The organism is Acidovorax sp. GW821-FHT11A03, assembly GCF_058809075.1.
In genome coordinates this window covers 334066-356297 of sequence record NZ_JBXASG010000006.1, presented here as the reverse complement: position 1 = coordinate 356297, position 22232 = coordinate 334066, and the positions used below count along the sequence as shown (strand labels likewise).

At 66.5% G+C, this 22232-nt stretch carries 23 protein-coding genes; 16 read left to right on the top strand and 7 right to left on the bottom strand.

Annotated features, from left to right (window positions below; genetic code table 11):
- Positions 1 to 5 precede the first annotated feature (5 nt).
- The 4 genes from queF to AC1RVY_RS17395 form a co-directional block, all read right to left on the bottom strand.
- On the bottom strand, positions 6 to 851 hold the full coding sequence (gene queF / locus AC1RVY_RS17410; protein ID WP_218295615.1) for an NADPH-dependent 7-cyano-7-deazaguanine reductase QueF: 846 nt from the start codon (positions 849 to 851) through the stop codon (positions 6 to 8).
- Between the two features lie 57 nt (positions 852 to 908).
- The gene (locus AC1RVY_RS17405; RefSeq protein ID WP_218295614.1) at positions 909 to 1820 is read right to left on the bottom strand and encodes a 2OG-Fe(II) oxygenase; all 912 of its coding nucleotides are present in this window, start codon (positions 1818 to 1820) and stop codon (positions 909 to 911) included.
- A 35-nt stretch (positions 1821 to 1855) separates the two neighbouring features.
- Positions 1856 to 2641: a peroxide stress protein YaaA gene (gene yaaA / locus AC1RVY_RS17400; RefSeq protein WP_218295613.1), complete on the bottom strand. Its 786-nt coding sequence runs from the start codon at positions 2639 to 2641 to the stop codon at positions 1856 to 1858.
- 188 nt (positions 2642 to 2829) lie between these two features.
- Positions 2830 to 5964, bottom strand: coding sequence for an Rne/Rng family ribonuclease (locus AC1RVY_RS17395; RefSeq protein ID WP_218295612.1), 3135 nt, complete (start codon positions 5962 to 5964; stop codon positions 2830 to 2832).
- A gap of 596 nt (positions 5965 to 6560) precedes the next feature.
- Between AC1RVY_RS17395 and AC1RVY_RS17390 the strand changes: the two genes are divergently transcribed.
- From AC1RVY_RS17390 to AC1RVY_RS17375, 4 genes are all read left to right on the top strand, one after another.
- Positions 6561 to 7574, top strand: coding sequence for an RluA family pseudouridine synthase (locus AC1RVY_RS17390; protein ID WP_218295611.1), 1014 nt, complete (start codon positions 6561 to 6563; stop codon positions 7572 to 7574).
- Between the two features lie 20 nt (positions 7575 to 7594).
- Entirely contained in the window at positions 7595 to 8269 is a 675-nt protein-coding gene (locus AC1RVY_RS17385) for an HAD family hydrolase (RefSeq protein ID WP_218340095.1), read from the top strand.
- Positions 8270 to 8301: 32 nt separating this feature from the next.
- Positions 8302 to 8679 (top strand): Rieske (2Fe-2S) protein, encoded by a 378-nt coding sequence (locus AC1RVY_RS17380; RefSeq protein WP_218340096.1) that lies wholly within the window; start codon positions 8302 to 8304, stop codon positions 8677 to 8679.
- 101 nt (positions 8680 to 8780) lie between these two features.
- Positions 8781 to 9827 (top strand): S49 family peptidase, encoded by a 1047-nt coding sequence (locus tag AC1RVY_RS17375; protein ID WP_492807393.1) that lies wholly within the window; start codon positions 8781 to 8783, stop codon positions 9825 to 9827.
- Positions 9828 to 9991: 164 nt separating this feature from the next.
- Here the strand turns inward: AC1RVY_RS17375 and AC1RVY_RS17370 are convergent, their stop codons facing one another.
- The 3 genes from AC1RVY_RS17370 to AC1RVY_RS17360 all read right to left on the bottom strand — a co-directional run bounded on the left by AC1RVY_RS17370 (position 9992) and on the right by AC1RVY_RS17360 (position 12672).
- Positions 9992 to 11092, bottom strand: coding sequence for a toxin-antitoxin system YwqK family antitoxin (locus tag AC1RVY_RS17370; RefSeq protein ID WP_492807391.1), 1101 nt, complete (start codon positions 11090 to 11092; stop codon positions 9992 to 9994).
- 82 nt (positions 11093 to 11174) lie between these two features.
- Entirely contained in the window at positions 11175 to 11951 is a 777-nt protein-coding gene (locus tag AC1RVY_RS17365) for an SAM-dependent methyltransferase (protein ID WP_492807389.1), read from the bottom strand.
- Positions 11952 to 12072: 121 nt separating this feature from the next.
- The gene (locus AC1RVY_RS17360; RefSeq protein WP_492807387.1) at positions 12073 to 12672 is read right to left on the bottom strand and encodes a Maf family protein; all 600 of its coding nucleotides are present in this window, start codon (positions 12670 to 12672) and stop codon (positions 12073 to 12075) included.
- A 25-nt stretch (positions 12673 to 12697) separates the two neighbouring features.
- Here AC1RVY_RS17360 and AC1RVY_RS17355 point away from each other — a divergent pair, with 25 nt between their 5' ends.
- From AC1RVY_RS17355 to AC1RVY_RS17300, 12 genes are all read left to right on the top strand, one after another.
- The gene (locus AC1RVY_RS17355; RefSeq protein WP_492807385.1) at positions 12698 to 13249 is read left to right on the top strand and encodes a YceD family protein; all 552 of its coding nucleotides are present in this window, start codon (positions 12698 to 12700) and stop codon (positions 13247 to 13249) included.
- 108 nt (positions 13250 to 13357) lie between these two features.
- On the top strand, positions 13358 to 13540 hold the full coding sequence (rpmF, locus tag AC1RVY_RS17350; RefSeq protein WP_005794249.1) for a 50S ribosomal protein L32: 183 nt from the start codon (positions 13358 to 13360) through the stop codon (positions 13538 to 13540).
- A 108-nt stretch (positions 13541 to 13648) separates the two neighbouring features.
- Positions 13649 to 14704: a phosphate acyltransferase PlsX gene (gene plsX / locus AC1RVY_RS17345; RefSeq protein ID WP_218340100.1), complete on the top strand. Its 1056-nt coding sequence runs from the start codon at positions 13649 to 13651 to the stop codon at positions 14702 to 14704.
- Positions 14704 to 15681: a beta-ketoacyl-ACP synthase III gene (locus tag AC1RVY_RS17340; RefSeq protein WP_218295603.1), complete on the top strand. Its 978-nt coding sequence runs from the start codon at positions 14704 to 14706 to the stop codon at positions 15679 to 15681. The genes plsX and AC1RVY_RS17340 overlap by 1 nt, the downstream gene beginning before the upstream one ends.
- Positions 15682 to 15741: 60 nt before the next feature.
- Positions 15742 to 16692: an ACP S-malonyltransferase gene (fabD, locus tag AC1RVY_RS17335; RefSeq protein WP_492807382.1), complete on the top strand. Its 951-nt coding sequence runs from the start codon at positions 15742 to 15744 to the stop codon at positions 16690 to 16692.
- Positions 16689 to 17435: a 3-oxoacyl-ACP reductase FabG gene (gene fabG, locus AC1RVY_RS17330; RefSeq protein WP_218295601.1), complete on the top strand. Its 747-nt coding sequence runs from the start codon at positions 16689 to 16691 to the stop codon at positions 17433 to 17435. Before fabD ends, fabG begins: the two co-directional genes overlap by 4 nt.
- Before the next feature lie 103 nt (positions 17436 to 17538).
- Positions 17539 to 17778: an acyl carrier protein gene (gene acpP, locus AC1RVY_RS17325; RefSeq protein WP_003058049.1), complete on the top strand. Its 240-nt coding sequence runs from the start codon at positions 17539 to 17541 to the stop codon at positions 17776 to 17778.
- A gap of 48 nt (positions 17779 to 17826) precedes the next feature.
- Positions 17827 to 19071, top strand: coding sequence for a beta-ketoacyl-ACP synthase II (gene fabF, locus AC1RVY_RS17320; RefSeq protein ID WP_492807380.1), 1245 nt, complete (start codon positions 17827 to 17829; stop codon positions 19069 to 19071).
- Between the two features lie 135 nt (positions 19072 to 19206).
- Positions 19207 to 19719, top strand: a complete 513-nt coding sequence (locus AC1RVY_RS17315) for a hypothetical protein (protein ID WP_492807378.1) — start codon at positions 19207 to 19209, stop codon at positions 19717 to 19719.
- Between the two features lie 6 nt (positions 19720 to 19725).
- Positions 19726 to 20352, top strand: coding sequence for an RNA polymerase sigma factor RpoE (gene rpoE / locus AC1RVY_RS17310; RefSeq protein ID WP_218295598.1), 627 nt, complete (start codon positions 19726 to 19728; stop codon positions 20350 to 20352).
- Between the two features lie 9 nt (positions 20353 to 20361).
- Positions 20362 to 21030, top strand: a complete 669-nt coding sequence (locus AC1RVY_RS17305) for a sigma-E factor negative regulatory protein (RefSeq protein WP_492807376.1) — start codon at positions 20362 to 20364, stop codon at positions 21028 to 21030.
- 33 nt (positions 21031 to 21063) lie between these two features.
- Entirely contained in the window at positions 21064 to 22143 is a 1080-nt protein-coding gene (locus AC1RVY_RS17300; RefSeq protein ID WP_255594727.1) for a MucB/RseB C-terminal domain-containing protein, read from the top strand.
- The last annotated feature ends 89 nt before the right edge of the window (positions 22144 to 22232 follow it).

Sequence of the window (22232 nt, the reverse complement as noted above, 5' to 3'; positions counted from 1 at the left end):
GGGCCTTACTGGCGGGCGGTGCGCACGTTGCGCGGCAAGCCCTGCGGGTGGCTGGTGCGCAGCGGGTTGATGTCCAGGCCGCCCCGGCGCGTGTAGCGCGCATACACGGTGAGCTTGATGGGTTTGCAGCGGGTCCACACGTCCATGAAGATGCGCTCCACGCACTGCTCGTGGAATTCGTTGTGGTTGCGAAAGCTCACCAGGTACTGCAGAAGGCCTTCCTGGTTGATCTGCGGGCCGCTGTAGCTGATCTGCACGCTGCCCCAGTCGGGCTGGCCCGTCACCAGGCAGTTGCTCTTGAGCAGGTTGCTGGTGAGCACTTCGGACACGGGGGCCTCGCCAAACACGGCCGTCAGCAGCTCGGGCGCGGGCTGGTACTGCGTGCATTCCACGTCCAGCCGATCGAGGCTCAGGCCGTCGAGTTCGTGCACGGGCTCCTGGTCGAACAGTTCGGGGCTGAGGAGCCGCACGCCCACGGTGGCCGGGTGCTCCGCGCCGCGCCATACGGCCTCGCTGATGTCGGCACGGATGCGGGCCTGCACCTCGGCCGCATCCGTGAATCGGGTGTTGTTGAAGCTGTTGAGGTAGAGCTTGAACGACTTGCTCTCCACGATGTTAGGGGTCTCGCACGGCACGGTGATGTGCGCCAGCGCCACCTGCGGCTTGCCGCGCTGGTTGAGCCACGACAGCTCGAACGCCGTCCACAGGTCGGCGCCGAAGAACGGCGCGGCGCCGGTGACACCGATCTCGGCCCGCTTGCCCGCGCGGGGGATGGGGAACAGCAAAGAGGCGTCGTACTGGTCGATGTAGGCCGATGCCTTGCCGAGTTGGGATTGTTCCGGGGTGTTCATGGATACTATTAAATTGATAGCTATTGGCGCAATGTGGATAAGCGCCAAGGCCTGTTTTTATTTGAATTCCCGCTCGCGCAGCCACTTGGTGGCGATCCATTTTTCGCCGGCGATCACCGGGGCGCCGCCATGCAGGGTGCGCGTGGACGGGTGCGGGCGCTCGTAGCTGAAGAACACGGCATTGCCGCGCTGCGGCGCCACTTCCACATGCACATCGGGGAAGGTGGTGCCGCCGCCTTTCTCGGGCGTGTTCAGGTACATCACGAGCGTGCCCACACGCTGGCCGCCGCGCTTGACGATGGTGGGCGTGCCCGGCTCGGCGGGGTCGAAGTAGTCGTAGTGCGGCTTGTATTCGGCACCGGGGCGGTAGTGCAGCACCTGCAGGCCCTCGCCGTTCTCGATGGGCCAGTTCAGCAGGCGGGCGATGCGCTCCTCGATGCGCTGCAGCAGCGGGCTTTCGCCGCGCTGGAAGAACATGCCGTCGCTCGTGCGGTCGTCGTTGACTTCCTCGCCCCCCGTCTTGGTGGCCACGGTGAGCGAGCGCGCCATGCGCGGTGCGGCGGCGGCGATCAGCGCATCGCATTCTTCGGGCGACAGCAGGTTGCCGAACACCACGATGCGCGGCTGGGCGATCGCCAGCAGCACGTTCACGCTGCGGTCGCCGGCCTCAAGCTGCGCGGGGGATTCGTCCAGCCGCGGCTCGGGCACCGCCACGGCGGGTGGCTGGCCCTGCTGCACGGCCAGTTCGTTGAGGTGGTCCTGCAGCGTGATCTCCAGCGCATCGGCGGCCACGTCCTCATCCCAGCCCGCATCGCGCATGGACTGCAGCACCACGGGCGCGGCATAGCCTGCCTGGGCCTGCTCGATGATCCAGCGGCGCAGCTCGGGCGTGATGGCCTGCCGCGCGGCACCGCGGTCCTGTTGGGTTGCCGTGGTGCTGTCCGGGTGCTGTTCAGAACGCGATGTCATGGCGGTCCTTCAACGTAAGCAGGTTTCTTTCGGGGTTACGGGGCGGGTGCTGCCTTGCGCCGGAATACCAGGCGCTCGGGCCCGGATGATGCCGGGGCAAAGGCATAGCCGTCCAGATCAAACCCTTCCAGCTGGCGGGGTGTGGCAAGGCGGTGCGTGACGGCATAGCGGGCCATGAGGCCGCGCGCGCGCTTGGCGTGGAAGCTGATGATCTTGTAGCCGCCGCCTTTCCAGTCCTCGAACACGCATTCGACCACGCGTGCCTTGAGCGCCTTGCGGTCCACGGCCTTGAAGTACTCCTGCGACGCCAGGTTGACCACGACGGGCGTGGTGTCGGCGCGCAGCCGGGTGTTGAGGTGCTCGGCGATCTGGCTGCCCCAGAACTGGTACAGGTTGCTGCCCGCGGCCGTGGCCAGGCGCGTGCCCATCTCCAGCCGGTAGGGCTGCATGCGGTCGAGCGGGCGCAGCACGCCGTACAGGCCGCTCAGGATCGCCACGTGGCGCTGGGCCCAGTCCAGGTCGTCGGCGGTGAGCGCGCGCGCCTGCAGGCCTTCGTACACGTCGCCGTTGAAGGCCAGCAGCGCCTGGCGCGAGTTGGCGGCGGTGAAGCGGGGGCGCCAGGCCTGGTAGCGCGCCACGTTGAGCGCGGCCAGCTTGTCGCTCAGGTCCATGAGCGAGGCGATGTCCTGGGGGGACTGGGTGCGCAGCACCTCGATCAGGGCCGTGGACTGTGGCACGAACTGGGGCGTGGAATGGGGCAACCCCTCGGGCAGGGGGGTGTCGTAGTCAAGGGATTTGGCAGGGGACAGCAGGAACAGCATGTGGGAGTCCGGGTGGTCCGTGGGGCTCGGAAGGGGAGAAGGCTGGGCGGAGCGAGGCCGGAATGCCGGCAGCGGCCAAAATGGTACCTGCTGCAGGGCCGCCGCAGCGCCAAGGCGTTGTTCAGGGCCCCCAAAGCAAGAAGGCGGCCCTGGGCCGCCTTCTTGTTTTCAGGGCCGCAGCCGGTGGATCAGGCCGCCGGCGGCTGCTCGAAAGGCAGGGTCATCGCCGACAGGTCGCGGCGGGTTTCCACCAGCACCAGCGGGCCTTCGTCCAGCACGACCGCGGGCGGCCGTTCGCGTGGAACGCGGATGGGTTGCGGTTCGGCCGCGATCGCCGCCTGCACGGCGGCGATCTTGCCCGCGTCCGAGTTCACCCATTGCAGCCCCGACGAGGCGGCAACCTGCTGGAGCTCGTCGACCGGCAGCGTGAAGGACTGGACACGGGGCATGCCGTTGGCGGCAGCCGCCGCAGCAGCAACCGCCACCGGGGCTGGCGCGGGCGCGGCAACGGGTGCGGCCGGGGGCGCCACGGGTGCCGCGGCAGCAGGGGCCGTGGCGGCCACCGGAGCAGCCACGGGCGCTGGCGCTGCAGCCGCCACCGGGGCGGCAGCCGGAGCCTCGGCCACGGCGGCCTCCACCGGTGCGGCGGGGGCGCTGAAGTAGCTGCGGCGTGGAGCCTCATCCTGCTCCGGCGCCGGTTCGGCCTGGGGTGCGGCGACGGCGGTGGGATCGAAGTCCAGCATCGCCGGTGCCGCTGCCGTGGTCTCGGCGCTGTCGCGAGGACCTCGCTCGCCGCGTTCGCGGCGGTCACGGCCGTAGCGGTCGCGCGAGCGGCGCTCGCGGCGCTGCTGCTCTTCGCTGGCCGGGGCTCCATTGCCCGCGGCCACGTCGTTGCCGGACAGGTCCAGGTCGGGCAGCGATGCCAGCGGGGCGGTGTCGACGAAGTCGCCCGCGGCCGGCGCGGTGCTCTCCTGCGCTTCGACAGCACGGGGCGTGCGTTCGCCGCGCTCTGCACGGTCTCCACGTTCGCGGCGGCCGGAGCCTTCGCCACGGTCACGGCGCGGACCGCGCTCGCCGCGCGGCTGCTGGCCCGCTTCCGCGCTGTTGCCGTTCGGACCTTCCACCTGCGCCTGCGCGGCAGCGGTGTTGTCGCCGTTCAGGCCGGCGGCCTGGTTGCGGGGCTCGGCGTCGCGGCGGCCACGGCCACCGTCACGGCCGTTGCGGCCTTCGCGTCCCTCGCGGGCTTCGCCTTCGGGGCGGCGGTCGGTGTCGCGGGGTGGGCGGCCCTCGGCGTCGCGCGGAGCGCGGCCTTCGGCCGAGCGCTCGCCACGGCGGCCGCGGCCTTCGCTGGCGCCTTCGCGGTTGCCGCCATCACGGCCGCCTTCGCGTTGGCCTTCCCGGTTGCCATCGCGGCCACCACGGCGGCCACGGCCTTCGCCGTTGCGGCCATCGCGGCGGGGCTCGCCGCGGCCCGTGGTTTCAGGTGTGGCGGCGGGGGCAGGGGCTGCTGCCACCGGTGCGGGGGCTGCCGGTGCATCGCCAAAGCCGAACAGGCTCTTGAGCCAGGAAAAGAAGCCTTGCTCCTGCGGCGCGGCGGCGGCAGCGGGCGCTGGCGCAGCCACGGGGGCCTGGGCGGGTGCCGCGGGCGCGGCAGCGGGGCGCTGGCCGGCGCGGGGTGGGCGGGCCGCGCCTTCGGGGCGGGGCTCGGCCACGGGGGCGGGAGCATCGGGCAGCACGCCCTTGATGACGGGGGTCTGCTTGTTGGTGGGTTCCTGCGAGCGGCGCGTCACGGCCGTGGGGTCTTCCACTTCCTCGGCGAGCTTGTAGCTGGCTTCGATGTGGTCCAGGCGCGGATCGTCGTGCTTGAGGCGTTCCAGGCGGTAGTTGGGGGTTTCCAGCGTCTTGTTGGGCACCATCAGCACGGCCACGCGCTGCTTGAGTTCGATCTTGGCGATCTCGGTGCGCTTTTCGTTGAGCAGGAACGAGGCCACTTCCACCGGCACCTGGCAGTGCACGGCGGCCGTGTTGTCCTTCATGGACTCTTCCTGGATGATCCGCAGGATCTGCAGGGCCGAGCTTTCCGTGTCGCGGATGTGGCCCGAGCCGCCGCAGCGGGGGCAGGGGATGGACGAGCCTTCGCTCAAGGCGGGCTTCAGGCGCTGGCGGCTCATCTCCATGAGGCCGAACTTGCTGATGGTGCCGAACTGCACGCGGGCGCGGTCCTGGCGCAGCGCGTCGCGCAGGCGGTTTTCCACTTCGCGGCGGTTCTTGCTCTCCTCCATGTCGATGAAGTCGATCACGATCAGGCCGCCCAGGTCGCGCAGGCGCATCTGGCGCGCCACTTCGTCGGCGGCTTCCAGGTTGGTGCGGGTGGCGGTTTCCTCGATGTCGCCGCCCTTGATGGCGCGGGCCGAGTTCACGTCCACGCTGACCAGCGCTTCGGTGTGGTCGATCACGATGGCGCCGCCCGAGGGCAGTTGCACGGTGCGTGCGTAGGCCGATTCGATCTGGTGCTCGATCTGGAAGCGGCTGAACAGGGCGGCGTCGTCGCGGTAGCGCTTCACGCGGGCGGCATGCTCGGGCATGACGTGCGCCATGAACTGCTGCGCCTGTTCGTAGATGTCGTCGGTATCGATGAGGATGTCACCGATGTCGTTGTTGAAGTAGTCGCGGATCGCGCGGATGACGAGGCTCGATTCCTGATAGATCAGGAAGGCGCCCTTGCCGCCCTTGGCGGCGCCGTCGATGGCGTTCCACAGCTTGAGCAGGTAGTTCAGGTCCCACTGCAGCTCGGGCGCGGTGCGGCCGATGCCGGCGGTGCGCGCGATGATGGACATGCCGTTGGGGTATTCCAGCTGGTCCATCGCCTCCTTGAGCTCGGCGCGGTCCTCGCCCTCGATGCGGCGCGAGACGCCACCGCCACGGGGGTTGTTGGGCATCAGCACCACGTAGCGGCCGGCCAGCGAGACGAAGGTGGTCAGGGCCGCGCCCTTGTTGCCGCGCTCTTCCTTTTCAACCTGGACCAGCAGCTCCTGGCCCTCGCGGATCACTTCATTGATGCGCGCCTGGCTGGGCGAGACACCGGGGGTGAAGTAGCTGCGCGAGATTTCCTTGAACGGCAGGAAGCCGTGGCGGTCTTCGCCGTAGTCGACGAAACAGGCTTCCAGCGAAGGCTCGACGCGCGTGACGACGGCCTTGTAGATGTTGCCCTTGCGCTGTTCGCGCCCCTCGATTTCGATTTCGTAGTCGAGGAGCTTCTGTCCGTCGACGATGGCCAGGCGCCGTTCTTCAGGCTGCGTGGCGTTGATGAGCATCCGCTTCATGATGCGATTCCTTCAGTGTTTCGCGGACAGCAGCGGAGCAGCCAACCGTGACCCACGGAGAGGGCTGCGCGGGCTGCCGCCCACAGTTTCCAAACCAATACAACAAGCTCTACAGGAGCTGTGAATGCCTGGACTGACGCATCGAAACGAAGGGAATTGCCGGGAATGCCAAGGGTCTGCCGAGCGCTAGCGCGGCAGGAAAAGGCAGGGGCGCGTGGATGGGGGCGAGTGAGAGTGGCGCAGTTTTGCTACCAAAATAGTAGCGTGTTGCGCTTGCAGGACGGGCGCTGGGGCGGAATGTGCGTGTGCGGCCGGGGGCAACAGCCACCGCCACAAGGTCACCATCCATGCCATCAACAACCACATGCTCGCTTCGATCCGCTGGCAGGCTGCTCCCGGGTAGGGTGCGTCTGCCAGCTTGGGGATTCCGTATCAGTGTTTCAATCTGTCAGCCCGCCGAACGAAGCGCAGGCCACCGCAGGCATCTGGCCTGCAATCTGCGTGCACGACGCCCGCTGGCATCGACCTTCCTGCACGAGGGAAAGGGTTGCGTGGACTAAACTCCAGACAAATCAACCACTTACAGCAACGCGCAGGTGAAACACATTATAGGGGCCAAACCGCCATCCGACCGCACCACGGCGGCAAGCCCTCCGGCGGCACGCCTGATCGAGGTCGATTCCGATTCCGCGGGCCAGCGGCTCGATAACTTTTTGATACGCCACTTGAAAGGTGTGCCAAAAACGCACGTCTACCGCATCATCCGCAGCGGCGAGGTGCGCATCAACAAAGGCCGCGTGAGTGCCGACACCCGCGTGGAAGCAGGGGACGTGGTGCGCCTGCCTCCTGTTCGAATTTCAGACAAGGTGGCCGAGAAGGCCGAGCGTCCGGCGCCCGCGCGCGAATTTCCCATCCTGCTCGAAGACGAGCATCTGATCGCCATCGACAAACCTGCCGGTGTAGCGGTGCACGGCGGCAGCGGCGTGAGCTTCGGCGTGATCGAGCAGTTGCGCCAGGCGCGCCCGGCCGCGAAGTTCCTGGAGCTGGTGCACCGGCTGGACCGCGAGACCTCGGGCATCCTGCTGGTGGCCAAGAAGCGCTCGGCGCTCACGCACCTGCAGGACCAGTTCCGCGAGCGCGAGACCGGCAAGACCTACCTGGCACTCGTCACGGGTGCCTGGCCCGCCAACAAGAAAGTCATCGACCTGCCGCTGCACAAGTACCTGCAGGCCGACGGGGAGCGCCGTGTGCGCGTGACCACGGCCGACGACCCGGACGGCATGCGCTCCGTCACGCTCGTCAAGGTGCGCAGTTCCGTGCCCCCGCGCCCCGCGCAGGGGCTGCCCGCCATGTCGCTGCTGGAGGTGACCATCAAGACCGGCCGCACCCACCAGATCCGCGTGCACCTGGCCAGCCAGGGGCATGCCATCGTGGGGGACGACAAGTACGGGGATTTCGACCTCAACAAGCGGCTGCAGAAGCTGGGCATGAAGCGCATGTTCCTGCATGCCTGGCGGTTACAGTTCAACCATCCCGCCTCGGGCGAGCGCGTGGCGCTCCATGCCGAGCTGCCGTCCGAACTGGCCGGCTTTGTGCCTTCTCCTGCCTGAAATGGCGCGAACAACCCCCCATGCCCTCCACCACCTCCCGCCCGCGCCGTTTCGATCTCATCGCCTTTGACTGGGACGGCACCCTGTTTGATTCCACCGCCATCATCGTGCGCTGCATCCAGGCGGCGGTTCGCGATGTCGGTGGCACGGTGCCCACCGACAAGGAGGCCGCCTACGTGATCGGCATGGGGCTCATGCAGGCCCTGGCCCATGCCGCCCCCGACGTGCCGCCCGAGAAGTACACCGACCTGGGCAACCGCTACCGGTTCCACTACATCCAGCACCAGGAGGACCTGAGCCTGTTCGACGGCGTGCTGCCGCTGCTGGCCGACCTGCGCGATCGCGGGCACCTGCTGGCGGTGGCCACGGGCAAGAGCCGCCGCGGCCTGGACGATGCGCTGCATTCGGTGGACCTGCGCGGCGTGTTCGATGGCTCGCGCACGGCCGACCAGACCGCGGGCAAGCCGCATCCGCTGATGCTGCAGGAGCTGATGGCCGAGTTCGACGTGCTGCCCGAGCGGCTGCTGATGGTGGGCGACACCACGCACGACCTGCAGATGGCGGTGAATGCCGGCTGCGCCAGCGTGGGGGTGAGCTACGGCGCGCATGAGCCCGAGGTGTTCCATGCACTCAACCCGCTGCACGTGGCCCATTCGGTGCGCGATCTGCACGACTGGCTGCTGCAATACGCCTGACGGGGGTGCACGATGCGCAAGCGAGCATTCCCATGACGGACCTTCCTGACCGGGCCATTGCGTTGTGCAACAGCGCCGACCTGGCCGACAGCGGCCTGGCCGTTGCGTTTGACGTGGTCTATGCGGGGCAGACCTGCCGGGCCTTTGCCATCCGCTACCGCGGCACGCCCCATGCCTACCTCAACCGCTGCACGCACGTGGCGATGGAAATGGACTACCAGCCCGACCGGTTTTTCGACGACACCGGCCAGTGGCTGCTGTGCGCCACCCATGGTGCGGCCTACCTGCCCAGCACAGGGCAGTGCGCGGGGGGGCCCTGCCGGGGCGGCCTGGTGAAAATTGCCTTGTCGGAAAGCGATGGCGTGGTGCACTGGCATACTGCATACAACCTGCAACCCGTAGAGTTCTAGAAAATCTAGATGAATTACCCTTATGTGCTGTCGTCCGGTGCCTTGCCCGTGCCCTGGACAAGCCGCCCCGGCAAGGCAGGCGCAGCGCCAGGACGCATGACATGACCGACCCCCAAACGCCCGGTTCCCCGGGTTTTGACCCCAAAAGCAACCCAGCGCCCGACCTGTGGGCGCAATCAGCTACGAATTCAGGAGCATCTGTGAGCGACTCATCGCGTGAACCCGGCTGGGAACGCGCCACGCTGGAAAAGCTGGCCTTCTCTGCCCTGCAAGAGCAACGCAGCGCCCGCCGCTGGAAGATATTCTTCCGGCTGGCATGGCTGCTGCTGATCGCCGCCGTTGCCTTCGCCGCCCTGCGCCAGGCGTCGCCCAGCGCCAGCAAGAGCGCGCCGCACACGGCGGTGGTCGACATCAAGGGCGAGATCGCCGCGGGCGCCGAGGCCAGCGCCGAGTTCGTCGTGGCCGCGATGCGCAGCGCGCTGGAGGACGAAGGCTCGCAGGCGCTGGTGCTGCTCATCAATTCGCCCGGCGGCAGCCCGGTGCAGGCCGGCATCATCAACGACGAGATCGTGCGCCTGAAGGCCAAGCACAACAAGCCGATCTATGCCGTGGTGGAGGAAACCTGCGCCTCGGCCGCGTACTACATCGCCGCCGCGGCGGACGACATCTATGTGGACAAGGCCAGCATCGTGGGCAGCATCGGCGTGCTGATGGATGGCTTCGGCTTCACCGGCACCATGGAAAAGCTGGGCGTGGAGCGCCGCCTGCTGACCGCTGGCGAGAACAAGGGCTTTCTCGACCCGTTCAGCCCGCAGACCGAAAAGCAGCGCGCCTACGCGCAGACCATGCTCGACCAGATCCACCAGCAGTTCATCGCCGTGGTGAAGGCCGGGCGCGGCGACCGCCTCAAGACCACGCCCGACACGTTCAGCGGCCTGTTCTGGACCGGCCAGCAGGCCGTGGAAATGGGCCTGGCAGACAAGCTGGGCAACCTGGACTACGTGGCGCGCGAGGTGGTGAAGGCCGAGGACATCATCGACTACACCCGCCGCGACAACGTGGCCGAGCGCCTGGTCAAGCGTTTTGGCGCCGCCATCGGCGTGGGCGCGGTCAAGTCGCTGTCAGTGGCGGGGCCGCAGCTGCGCTGACGCCACCTGATCTGGCCTGCGGGCCACTCGCAGCCAATGCCCTGGGTGGAGATTCCATCCGGGGCATTTTTGCGTATGTGGCTTGTGCGAATGGCGCCGCTGACCGGACGGTGCAAGCCTCAGGGGCGGCAGGAGGGTGGAGGGGCAGTGGTCTGATGCCTGCTTCAGCTGTCCAGCCCGCCGGCCCTGCGCTGGCGCGAGCCATCTTCAAGAATGGTGTCGTCCGCCACGAGCTTGCCCGCTTCGTCCCACTGCTTGCGCGCCGTGAGGCGCGTGCGGCCGCGGGCATCGGGGGCGGAATACTGCTCTTCCATCGCCGGCCGGCCGTTGTCGTGGAACGCCTGCTGCGTTCCCACGGGCCACTGGTCCTTGGTGAGCTGGTCGCGCCGCAGGAGGCTGCCGTCGTCGCGGTACATCTCGCGCAGCAGGCGGGCCTGCTCGCCGGTGCCGCTCCAGGTGCTGAGTTCGCGCACGGACCCGTTGAGGTACCAGCGCTCCACCTGCACCTCGCGCCCGCCGTCAAAACCGCGCTGCTCGATGAGCTGGCCCGATGCGCCGTAGCGCCGGGTGCTCCACAGAGGGCCCCGGGTGTCGCGCAGCGCGCGCTCGTCGGGGGCGAAAATGCGTTCCTCGCGCAGCACGCTCCTGCCGCCTTCGGTGTGGAAGCTGCGGTGAACGCGCCGGCCTTCCACCACGAGCTGCTGGGCGGAGACGAGGCCGTCGCCGTTCCATTCGGTGGCGCTCAGCAGGCGGCCCTGGTCGTACCGAAGCTGTGCGGTTGGGGTCCCGTTTTCCGCGTGCAGCAGGGTGTCGGTGGCGCCATCGAAGCCGCAGAGCTTGCGGTCTTCGGGCAGCACGCTGGCACGGGGGCAGAGCAGGCGCGTGAGCTGGCCCCTGCCGTTGGTCTCCACATGAAAGAGCTCCTGCCCGTCGCCATGGAACGACACCCGCTCCACGCGGCCGGTGGCATCGAAGCGGCGCACCGCGCCCTGGGTGCGGCCGTTGTCGGCGGTTTCCTCGCGCCGCACCTGGCCGTTGGGCCAGAACTCGGCCACCCGGCCGTGGCTGTTGCCGCGTTCGTTCACCGTGCGCTCGCGCTGCAGGCGGCCTTCGCGGTCGAACATGCGCTCCTGGCCGATGTACTTGCCATCGCGCAGCTCCTGCTCTCGCTGGACATGGCCCGTGTCCTCTTCGCGGCAGCGCACGAGCCCGGACTGTCCGGCCGTTTCGGCACCGTTGGAGATGTTGATGGCCTTGCCGTTCAATTCACAACGAATAATGGCCTCTGCGCTTGTGATATAAGCGCTACAAGCTATTAAAAATATAGCAATCGAATGCGGCTGCATGTCAGCGGCCCAATGCGAACACCACGGGGGTGCGGTTGTCGGGGGGCTCGGGCTGCTGGCGCCATTGCCGCACCAGCTGGCTGCGGATGCGTGCGTCCGGCAGCGTCAGCCCGCTGGCCAGCGCCAGCCGGGTGTGGGGTTGCAGCGCCTGGACCAGCGCCTGCCACAGGGCCGCATTGCGGTACGGGGTTTCGATGAAGAGCTGGGTCTGCCCTGTCTTGAGGGCCAGGCCTTCGAGTTCCTTGATGCGCTGGGTGCGCTCCTGGCTGTCCTGTGGCAGATAGCCGACGAACGCGAAGTTCTGCCCGTTCAGGCCGCTGGCCGCCAGTGCGAGGAGCAGCGACACCGGGCCCACCAGGGGGGCCACGGGGATCTGCAGATCGTGCGCGGCGCGCACCACGGACGAGCCCGGGTCGGCCACGGCGGGCATGCCCGCCTCGCTGACCAATCCCATGTCATGCCCCGCCAGCGCGGCGGCCAGCAGGGGGCGGGCATCGAAGGGGGCCGACCCCTTGTCGCCATGGTCTCCCTTCTTGTGCACCTCGCGCGGCAGTTCGGTGATCTGCTGCTGCTGCAGGGAAGCGGCCAGGGGGTGGATGGCATCGACGCGCTTGAGGTAGGCGCGGGTGCTCTTGGCGTTCTCGCACACCCAGTGGGTGAGCCGCGCCGCAGTCTGCAAGGTGCTGGCGGGCAGCGCATCCTGCAGCGGAACCTGGCTGTCGCAGCCAAAATCGAGCGGCGCGGGCACCAGGTACAGCGTTCCGGTTCTTGCGTTCATCGCTGGGCTCCATGGGGCTGCGTGGTACCGGCCGTCCAGGCAACTGGCGCAGCCCAGGCCGGGGCGTGCCCTTCTGCGCAAGGAGAGGGTGGCTGCGCGACGCGGCTCGGGGGATGTTTCATCACGGCAGTACCAGCCCTGCCGCCCGCAGCATGCGGCAGGTGCGGATCAGGGGCAGCCCAATGAGCGCGGTGGGGTCGTCGCTCACGATGGCATCGAGCAGCGCGATGCCCAGGCCTTCGCTCTTGGCGCTGCCCGCGCAGTCGTAGGGCTGCTCGGCGCGCAGGTAGCGCTCGATCTCTGCGTCGGACAGGTCTCGGAATTTCACCTCCACCGCAGCCAGGTCCACCTGCTCGAAGCCCGTGGCGGCGCACACCACGGCCACGGCGGTCTGGAACACCACGGTCTGGCCCCGCATCTGGCGCAACTGCTGCACCGCGCGCTCGTGGTGGCCCGGCTTGCCCAGGGGTTCGCCCGCAAGGTCGGCGACCTGGTCGGAGCCGATCACCACGGCATCGGGGTGCTGGCGGGCCACCGCCTGGGCCTTGGCCACCGCCAGGCGCAAGGCCAGCGCGCGCGGGACCTCGCCCGGGCGGGGCGTCTCGTCCACATCGGGGGCGGCAACGTCGAAACGCAGGTTCAACCGCTGGAGCAATTCGCGTCGGTACCGCGAGGTGGAGCCCAATACCAGAGGGCGTTGCAGGGGAGGGGATTGATGCATGCGCCGATTCTCTTACACTGCCGCCATGACCAAGGAATTCTCCGCACAGCGCCTGGACGTAAAAGCCTTTGCACAGGCGGGCGGTCGGCTGTCGGGCCACGATTCGCTCTTGAAGTACGAACGCCTGGCTCAGGAGGCCAAGGGCCTGCACCCGGACCTGATGGTGGACTGGGAGGCGGTCGGCGAAGTGCGCACGGCGCTGGGTGGCATGGGCCAGGTGTGGCTGCATCTCAAGGTGCAGGCCAGTTTCCCCATGGAGTGCCAGCGCTGCATGACCCCGGTGGATGTCCCCTTGGAGGTGGACCGCGAGTTCCGCTTCGTGGCCGACGAAGCCACGGCCGAGGCGCTGGACGACGAGAGCGAGGAAGACCTGCTGGCCATGAGCCGCGAATTTGATCTGCGCGAGCTGATCGAAGACGAATTGCTGATGGCGCTGCCCGTGGTGCCCAAGCACGACGAATGCCCGACCTCGGTGCCCCTGGCTTCCTCGGATGAGGATTTCGAAGAGGCCAACGCCGAGAAGTCCAACCCATTTGCCGCGCTGGCGGGCCTGCGAAAACCCGGCAAAGGGTCATAAAGAGGCCGCGAGCCATTTAGGCTATAATCGAGGGCTTCGCGCGAATCCCCTCGTGTCTTTAATGGGCTGATCGCGTTTTTACCAACCTATTCAAGACCAGGAGCCATCATGGCCGTTCAGCAAAACAAAAAGTCCCCTTCCAAGCGCGGCATGCACCGCTCGCACAATGCCCTGAATGTGCCGGGCATTGCCGTGGAACCCACTACCGGTGAAACGCACCTGCGCCACCACATCAGCCCCAACGGCTTCTACCGCGGCCGCCAGGTGCTGAAGAACAAGTCTGAAGCCTGACTTTCGCCCCATCCAAAGGCCCGTTGCTACTGAAATCGTAGCGCGGGCCTTTGTTTTGACCGTTGCATTTCATCTTCCGGCCTGTCTGGCCGGTCGGACAAGTCGCCCATGATCACACTGGCTGTTGACTGCATGGGGGGCGACCATGGCCCCCGCGTCACGCTCGCGGCGTGCCGCCAGTTCCTAGATAACCACCCTGATGCCCGCCTGCTGCTCGTTGGCCTAGCGGACAGCCTGCAGTCGTTCTCGCACGACCGCGCCACCATCGTGCCCGCTTCCGAAGTGGTGGCCATGGATGACCCCGTGGAGGTGGCCCTGCGCAGGAAGAAGGACTCTTCGATGCGCGTGGCGATCCAGCAGGTCAAGGATGGCGCCGCCTCGGCGGCTGTCTCCGCAGGCAATACCGGCGCCCTGATGGCCATTGCCCGCTATCTGCTCAAGACGCTCGACGGCATCGACCGCCCGGCCATCGCCACGCAGATGCCCAATGCCGCCGGCGGCGCCACCACGGTACTGGACCTGGGCGCCAACGTGGATTGCTCTGCGGAGCACCTGCTTCAGTTCGCCGTCATGGGCTCCGCGCTGGTGTCCGCCCTCAGGGATGGCGGCGAGCCGACGGTGGGCCTCCTCAATATCGGTGAGGAAGTCATCAAGGGCAGCGAAGTGATTAAAAAAGCAGGTGAACTCCTGCGATCTGCTGCCAATTCTGGCGATCTGAATTTCTATGGAAATGTCGAAGGCAATGACATCTTCAAGGGAACGGTGGATATCGTCGTGTGTGACGGCTTTGTCGGCAATGTGGCCCTCAAGGCCAGCGAAGGCGTCGCGTCGATGATCATTGGTGCACTCAAGACCGAGTTCTCTCGCAACATCTTCACCAAAATTGCTGCCATCACTGCCTATCCGGTCTTAAAAGCGCTGATGAAGCGTATGGACTACCGCCGGTACAACGGTGCGGCCCTTCTGGGGCTGCGTGGACTGGTGTTCAAGAGCCATGGGTCGGCTGACACAATGGCCTTCGAGCAGGCGTTGAACCGGGCGTATGATGCAGCCCGCAACAACTTGCTCGACCGTGTCCGGACCCGGATTGCGCATGCAGCGCCTCTTCTGGTGCCTGCAGATGCACAGCCCCAGCCTGGCGTTGCGGCGACGATCACACATTGATGAGACGCTACTCCCGCATTACCGGCACCGGCAGCTACCTGCCCCCGCGCCGGCTGACCAACGCTGATCTGGTGGCCGAACTGGCCCAGCGCGGCATAGAAACCTCGGACGAATGGATCGTGGAGCGCACGGGCATCCGCGCCCGCCATTTCGCGGCGCCTGATGTCGCCAGCAGCGATCTGGGGCTGGAAGCCGCGCGCAACGCCCTGGAGGCCGCGGGGCTGCAGCCCACGGACATCGATCTGATCATCGTGGCCACGTCCACGCCGGACATGGTGTTTCCTTCGGCTGCCTGCATATTGCAGAACAAGCTGGGCGCCAATGGTTGCCCGGCGTTCGATGTGCAGGCAGTGTGCAGCGGTTTTGTCTATGCCCTGTCCGTGGCGGATGCCATGATCCAGACGGGGGCCGCCAATCGCGCGCTGGTCATTGGCGCTGAGGTTTTCAGCCGTATCCTGGACTTCAACGACCGTACCACCTGCGTGCTGTTTGGCGATGGGGCGGGTGCTGTGGTGCTGGAAGCGTCTGAGACGCCCGGCATCCTGTCCAGCGACCTGCACGCCGACGGCAGGCATGTGGGAATCCTGTGCGTGCCCGGCAACGTGGCCGGTGGCCAGGTGCTGGGGGACCCGGTCCTCAAGATGGACGGGCAGGCTGTTTTCAAGCTCGCTGTCGGGGTGCTCGAAAAGGCCGCGCATGCGGTGCTCGCGAAGGCGGGCATGACGGAGGCCGACATCGACTGGCTGATCCCGCACCAGGCCAACATCCGCATCATGCAGGGCACCGCCCGCAAGCTCAAGCTGTCCATGGACAAGGTGGTGGTCACGGTGGACCAGCATGGCAATACATCGGCCGCTTCCATTCCGCTCGCGCTGGACCACGCGGTGCGCTCTGGCCAGGTCAAAAAGGGCGAGACCCTGCTGCTCGAAGGTGTGGGCGGTGGCTTTACCTGGGGCGCGGTGCTCCTGAAGTTATAGCTTTCAGCGCTTATTGAATAAGCGCTGGGACTCGATTTCAATCATATTTCTGGATTTTTCATGAAATCTTTTGCATTTGTCTTTCCGGGGCAAGGCTCGCAATCGGTGGGCATGCTCGACGGATGGGGCGATCACCCGGTGGTCGTCCAGACCCTGCAGGAGGCATCGGATGCCCTGGGCGAGAACGTCAGCCTGTTGATCAAGGACGGCCCCAAGGAGGCGCTTGCGCTGACCACCAATACGCAGCCCGTGATGCTGGTGGCGGGGGTCGCTGCATGGCGCGTGTGGCGCGCGGAGGGCGGCGCGGCTCCCGTGGCTGTGGCTGGCCATTCGCTGGGCGAATATTCGGCGCTGGTGGCGGCGGGGGTGCTGACGCTGGCCCAGGCCGCGCCACTGGTGCGCCTGCGGGCGGCCGCCATGCAGGAGGCCGTGCCCGTCGGCACCGGAGCGATGGCGGCGATTCTGGGCATGGAAGCCTCCAAGGTCATCGCGGGCTGCGCCGAGGCGCTGGCTTCGCTGGGTGCGGGCACGTCCGAGGTGGTCGAGGCGGTCAATTTCAACGACCCCATCCAGACCGTCATTGCAGGGACCAAGGCGGGTGTCGACAAGGCCTGCGAAGTTCTCAAGGCGGCGGGTGCCAAGCGTGCATTGCTGTTGCCTGTCTCCGCACCCTTTCATTCCAGCCTGATGAAGCCCGCCGCCGAGAAGCTGCGGCTGGCGCTGGCGGATGTGGCGTTTGCCGTTCCCCAGATCCCTGTGCTGAACAACGTGGATGTCGCGGTTCGCCAGGACGCGGATGCGATCCGGGATGCGCTGTACCGGCAGGCCTTTGGCCCCGTGCGCTGGGTGGAATGCGTGCAGGCCCTCAAGGCGCGCGGCGTGACCCATATTGTTGAAAGTGGCCCTGGCAAGGTGCTGGCCGGCCTGACCAAGCGCATCGACCCCGAGTTGGTGGGTGGTGCAATGTTTGATCCGGCCACGCTGGCCGAAACCCGGGAGTTGCTGGCATGACGGAAACCTCATCGGCCGCGCAGGTGGCGTTGGTGACAGGCGCGTCGCGCGGCATTGGCGCGGCCATTGCGCTGGAACTGGCTGTTCGTGGCTATCAAGTGGTGGGCACGGCCACGACCGACGAGGGGGCTGAGCGCATCAGCCAGGCCCTGTCGGCCTATCCGGGCTGCCGCGGCGCCAACCTGAACGTGAACGATGCGGCCGCCGTTGATGCGCTGCTGGATGCCATCGTCAAGCAGCAGGGCGGATTGCATGTGCTGGTGAACAATGCGGGCATCACCCGCGATACGCTGGCCATGCGCATGAAGGACGACGACTGGGACGCGGTGCTCGACACCAATCTCAAGGCCGTCTTTCGCGTGAGCCGTGCGGCGATCCGTCCGATGATGAAGCAGCGTTTTGGGCGCATCATCAGCATCACCAGTGTGGTGGGCGCCTCGGGCAATCCAGGCCAGGCCAACTACGCGGCCGCCAAGGCGGGTGTGGCCGGCATGGCGCGCGCACTGGCCCGCGAACTGGGCAGCCGCGGCATCACGGTCAACTGTGTGGCGCCTGGTTTTATCGAGACCGACATGACCTCTGTGTTGCCCGAAGACCAGCAAAAAGCGCTCAATGCGCAGATTCCCCTGGGCCACATGGGCAAGCCCGCAGACATCGCCCATGCGGTGGCCTACCTGGCTTCGCGCGAGGCTGGCTATGTCACCGGGCAGGAGTTGCATGTCAATGGCGGCATGTATATGTAATTGATGGAAGATAACGCCGGTTCATCCGGACGGCGGGCTGCTGAGGGGCTTCTCCTGAAGCAGCTAGAATCGCGGATTCATTCACAACCCCCAGAGGGAAACCATGAGCGATATCGAAGCACGCGTCAAAAAAATCATTGCCGAACAACTCGGCGTGGAAGAGTCCCAAGTCACCAATGAAAAGGCCTTCGTGGCAGACCTCGGTGCCGACTCGCTTGACACGGTGGAGCTGGTGATGGCGCTGGAAGACGAATTCGGCATCGAGATTCCGGATGAAGACGCCGAGAAGATCACCACGGTGCAAAACGCCATCGACTACGCCAATACCCACCAGAAGGCCTGAGCGGCGCTCTGCGCCTGACTCAAGCGATCAGCAGAAGGTTTTTTACGCATGAGCCGTCGTCGCGTTGTCGTGACCGGCCTGGGATGCGTCAGCCCCGTGGGCAACACGGTGGCCGAATCCTGGGCCAACCTCCTTGCCGGAAAATCCGGCATTGATCTCATCACCAAGTTCGACGCGTCGAACTTCGCCTGCAAGATCGCGGGGGAGGTCAAAGGTCTTGACCTGGAGTCGTACATCAGCGCCAAGGATGCGCGCGCGATGGACAGCTTCATTCATTTCGGCATCGCGGCAGCTGCGCAGGCGGTGCAGGATGCCGGCCTGCCCACGGGTGAGGCGCTCAGCGAAGAGTTCGCCACGCGCATTGCCTGTGTGATCGGATCGGGGATTGGTGGCCTGCCACTGATCGAGAATACCCACGCGGAACTGGTCAGCCGCGGCCCCCGTCGCATCACGCCGTTCTTCGTGCCGGCGTCCATCATCAACATGGTGGCGGGCCATGTGTCCATGCGCTTTGGCTTCAAGGGCCCCAACCTGGCGGTGGTCACTGCCTGCACCACGGGCCTGCACTGCATCGGCGAGGCGGGCCGGATGATCGAGTACGGCGATGCCGACGTGGTGGTCGCCGGTGGCACGGAATCCACCGTGTCGCCGCTGGGCATCGGGGGGTTCGCGGCCATGCGTGCCCTGTCCACCCGCAACGACGACCCCAAGACAGCATCCCGCCCCTGGGACAAGGACCGCGATGGTTTTGTGCTGGGCGAGGGCGCCGGCGTGATGGTGCTGGAAGAATACGAGCATGCCAAAGCCCGGGGTGCCAAGATTTACGCAGAATTGAGCGGCTTTGGCATGAGTGCCGATGCCGGGCACATGACGGCCCCCAACATGGATGGCCCGCGCCGCGCCATGCTCAACGCCTTGCGCAATGCGGGCATGAATGCCGACCAGGTCGACTACCTGAACGCCCACGGTACTTCCACGCCCCTGGGTGACATCAACGAAACAGATGCCATCAAGGCGGCCTTGGGCGACCATGCCTACAAGACTGTGGTGAGTTCTACCAAATCCATGACCGGCCACTTGCTGGGCGGCGCGGGTGGTATCGAGAGCATCTTCACGGTGTTGGCGCTGCATGAGCAAAAGGTGCCGCCGACCATCAATTTGCTGAATCAGGATCCGGAGTGCGATCTGGATTACTGCGCCAACACGGCGCGTGACATGAAGATCGACGTGGCCGTCAAGAACAACTTCGGTTTTGGCGGCACCAACGGAACCCTGGTCTTCAAACGCGTCTGATCCTCTGGCACCACATCCTGCCGCGCTGGATGACAAGGCCTTTCTGCCTTGTTGTTGCCTTGAGCCCGAGGGCGGGCCCGCCGCGAAGCTGTGCCCCGGCTTGGGCCGTGGGCTTTTGGTGACCGGTGGCGCGCCATGGACGTGATCTCCTCGCGGCGGCCGCCGGCGGTGCTGTACCCCCTGCGGCGCAGCCGTGCCCTGGGCTGTGTGCTGGCTGGCGTGCTGCTGGCAGGCGCGGGCGGGCTCGGGGCGTGGTTCTTTCGAGGCTCGGGTGCGGGCTCCCTCTGGCTTGTTCTGGCCGGCGGCGGGCTCTGGCTCGTGGCCGCCGCCAGCGCACTGCACTTCTGGGTTCACCAGTTTTCTGGTGCCATTCGCTGGGACGGACAGTCCTGGGCTCTGGAGAGTGGGCAGCCCGGCGACACATTGGCGGCACTTTCCAGTCCCCCGGAAGTCCTTCTCGACGTGCAATCGCATCTGTGGCTGCATGCGCGGCCCGCGGGGCGCGGCCGCATCTGGCTGTGGCTGGAGCGTTCCAGCCAGCCTGGACGTTGGATGGATCTGCGCCGTGCGGTATATTCGCGCCCCAGACCGGGCGCTGGCAACGCTGACGAAACCGCCCCGGCAGCAGCCGTGGGGCGTGAATCCTGAGTATCCATGACTGTAATTCCGCCTTCCCCTTCCGAAGACAGCGATCTCCAACTGGTGGAGCGTACGGTGGCGGGCGATCAGCGCGCCTATGAGCTACTGGTCATCAAGTACCAGCGCCGCATCGAGCGCCTCATTGGGCGCATGGTGCGCGACACCGACCTCGTGCAGGACATCGCACAGGAGACGTTCATCCGTGCCTACCGCGCGCTGCATCAGTTCCGCGGCGATGCGCAGTTCTACACCTGGCTCTACCGGATTGCCGTCAATACCGCCAAGAAGGCGCTGATGGACATGAAACGCAATCCCGTCATTTCGGAGAATGCGCTGCGAGGGAATGAGGATGAAGATGAAACTTCCCGCCTCGGACACGAACTAACCAGCGAAGAAACCCCCGAAACCGTGCTCGCGGCCCGAGAAATCGCGCAAGCCGTCAATGCGGCCATGGAGGCGTTACCCGAAGATCTGCGCCAGGCGGTGACCTTGCGCGAGATCGAGGGACTGAGTTACGAAGAGATCGCAACGGCCATGGATTGCCCCATTGGCACGGTGCGGTCCCGGATTTTCCGGGCGCGTGAGGCCATTTCGGCAAAAGTGCGCCCCTTGCTTGAAAACCAGTCGGGCAAACGGTGGTGAGGTAATGAAATGAACAAGGCTGTACGTAGCGATGGATTGGCAGAGGGCGCCGTGGTGAATGAGATGCACAGGCGCGAACAGTTGTCTGCGCTGGCCGATGGCCAGTTGGATGGGGATGAGTTGGCCGATGCCCTGGCCTACGCGGAGCAAGCCGAGGGGCATGCGGCGTGGCAGCTCTACCACCTGGTGGGTGACGTATTGCGTTCGTCCGATCTGGCGCGGCCCTCCAGCCCGGATTTCATGGCACGGCTGCGCGATGAGCTCGCCAAGGAAGGGCCTGCCCCGGGCGTTCAGCCCCCGGTGCAGGTGGCAGTGGTGGCTCCCGTGATGGAGAGTGCCGCCAATGCGTCCGTCTTCCGCTGGAAGATGGTCGCTGGTTTTGCGTCGCTGGCGGCGGTGGCCGCGATTGGATGGACCTCCTTGGCCAGCCTGCAAGGCACTGGTGCGGCGGGTCCGTCGGGCGGTGCCCAGCTCGCTCTTGCGCCGGAATCCGCGCCCAGCACCGCTGGCACGCCCGTGGTGGCCGTGGCGGATGCCGAAGGTGGGGCACAGGTGATGATTCGCGATCCCCGCCTGGACGAGTTGCTGGCGGCGCACAAGCAGTTTGGCAGCACTTCCGCCCTGCAGATGCCCGCGGGCTTCCTGCGCAATGCGACATTTGAGACACCCGGCCGCTGAGTCAAGGATGGCTCTTTGTGCTGAGACCGTGCGATGACCAATACAGGGGTTGCGGGCAATAGCGTGATTGCGCCATGTCGGTGGTTCAGGTCCGGGTGGGTGGCGGTGCTTCTGTGCGTGGCGGGGCTTTCCGCCGCGATGGGGGAGGCGCAACCGGAAAAGTCGCCTCGTCCGTTGGGAGACGCGGCCCCGGTGCCCGCGGCGCGCACCATCGTGCAATGGATTGAGCGCATGCACAGCGCGCCCTGCATCCGGCCCTATGCGGGAACCTTCGTGGTGCTTGCAGCGTCGGGCGCGATGGCCAGTTCGCGCATCTGGCACGCCTGTGAAGGGCAGCAGCAGATGGAGCGCGTGGAGGCGCTGAGCGGCACGCCGCGGACTATTTTCCGGCGCGATGACGAGGTGCGCACTTTCTGGCCCCAGTCCCGGGTGGTCCGCTCGGACCGCCGCGAAGCCTCGGGGCAGTTTCCGCGCGTTCCTGTGGTCAACGGCACGTCGATCTCCCAGTTCTATGTCTCGCGTTCGGTGGGGCAGGAGCGGGTGGCGGGTTTTGTCGCGGACGTGGTGTGGTTCAAGCCGGTGGACTCCCTGCGCTTCGGCTACAGGCTGTGGAGCGAGCGGGACACAGGCCTTGTCGTGAAGCTGCAGACACTGGCTGCGGATGGCCGCGTTCTGGAGCAGGCCGCCTTTTCAGAGCTGGATCTGAATGCGCCCGTGCGAGTGGAGCAGCTCTCGCGCCTGATGGATGCCACGGAGGGCTACAAGGTCGTGGCACCGGCCGTGGTCAAGACCACCGCGTCGGCAGAGGGGTGGGCCTTGCGCCAGCCGGTCGCGGGATTTGTTCCGGTGAGTTGCCATCGGCGCGCGGTGTCTGCCGCGGACGATGCCCAGGGCGTTCTGCAATGCCTGTACTCCGATGGCCTCGCGTCGGTCTCGCTGTTCGTGGAGCCGTTTGATCCCCAGCGGCACCCTGCGCAGCCCCAGGTGTCGAGCATGGGCGCCACCCAATTGCTGGCGATGCGGGTCTTGCCCGATGTGTGGCTCACCGCGGTCGGAGAGGTACCTCTGCAGACCCTTCGCCTGTTTGCCGGGCAATTGGAGCGCACCCGCTGATTGCACGGCTGCCACTCCGTGGGGTGGCGGGCCGCTGCGGGTTGCGGCCTGCCCTTCAGAGGGGCATGCAGACAGCACGTCAGCGCGGG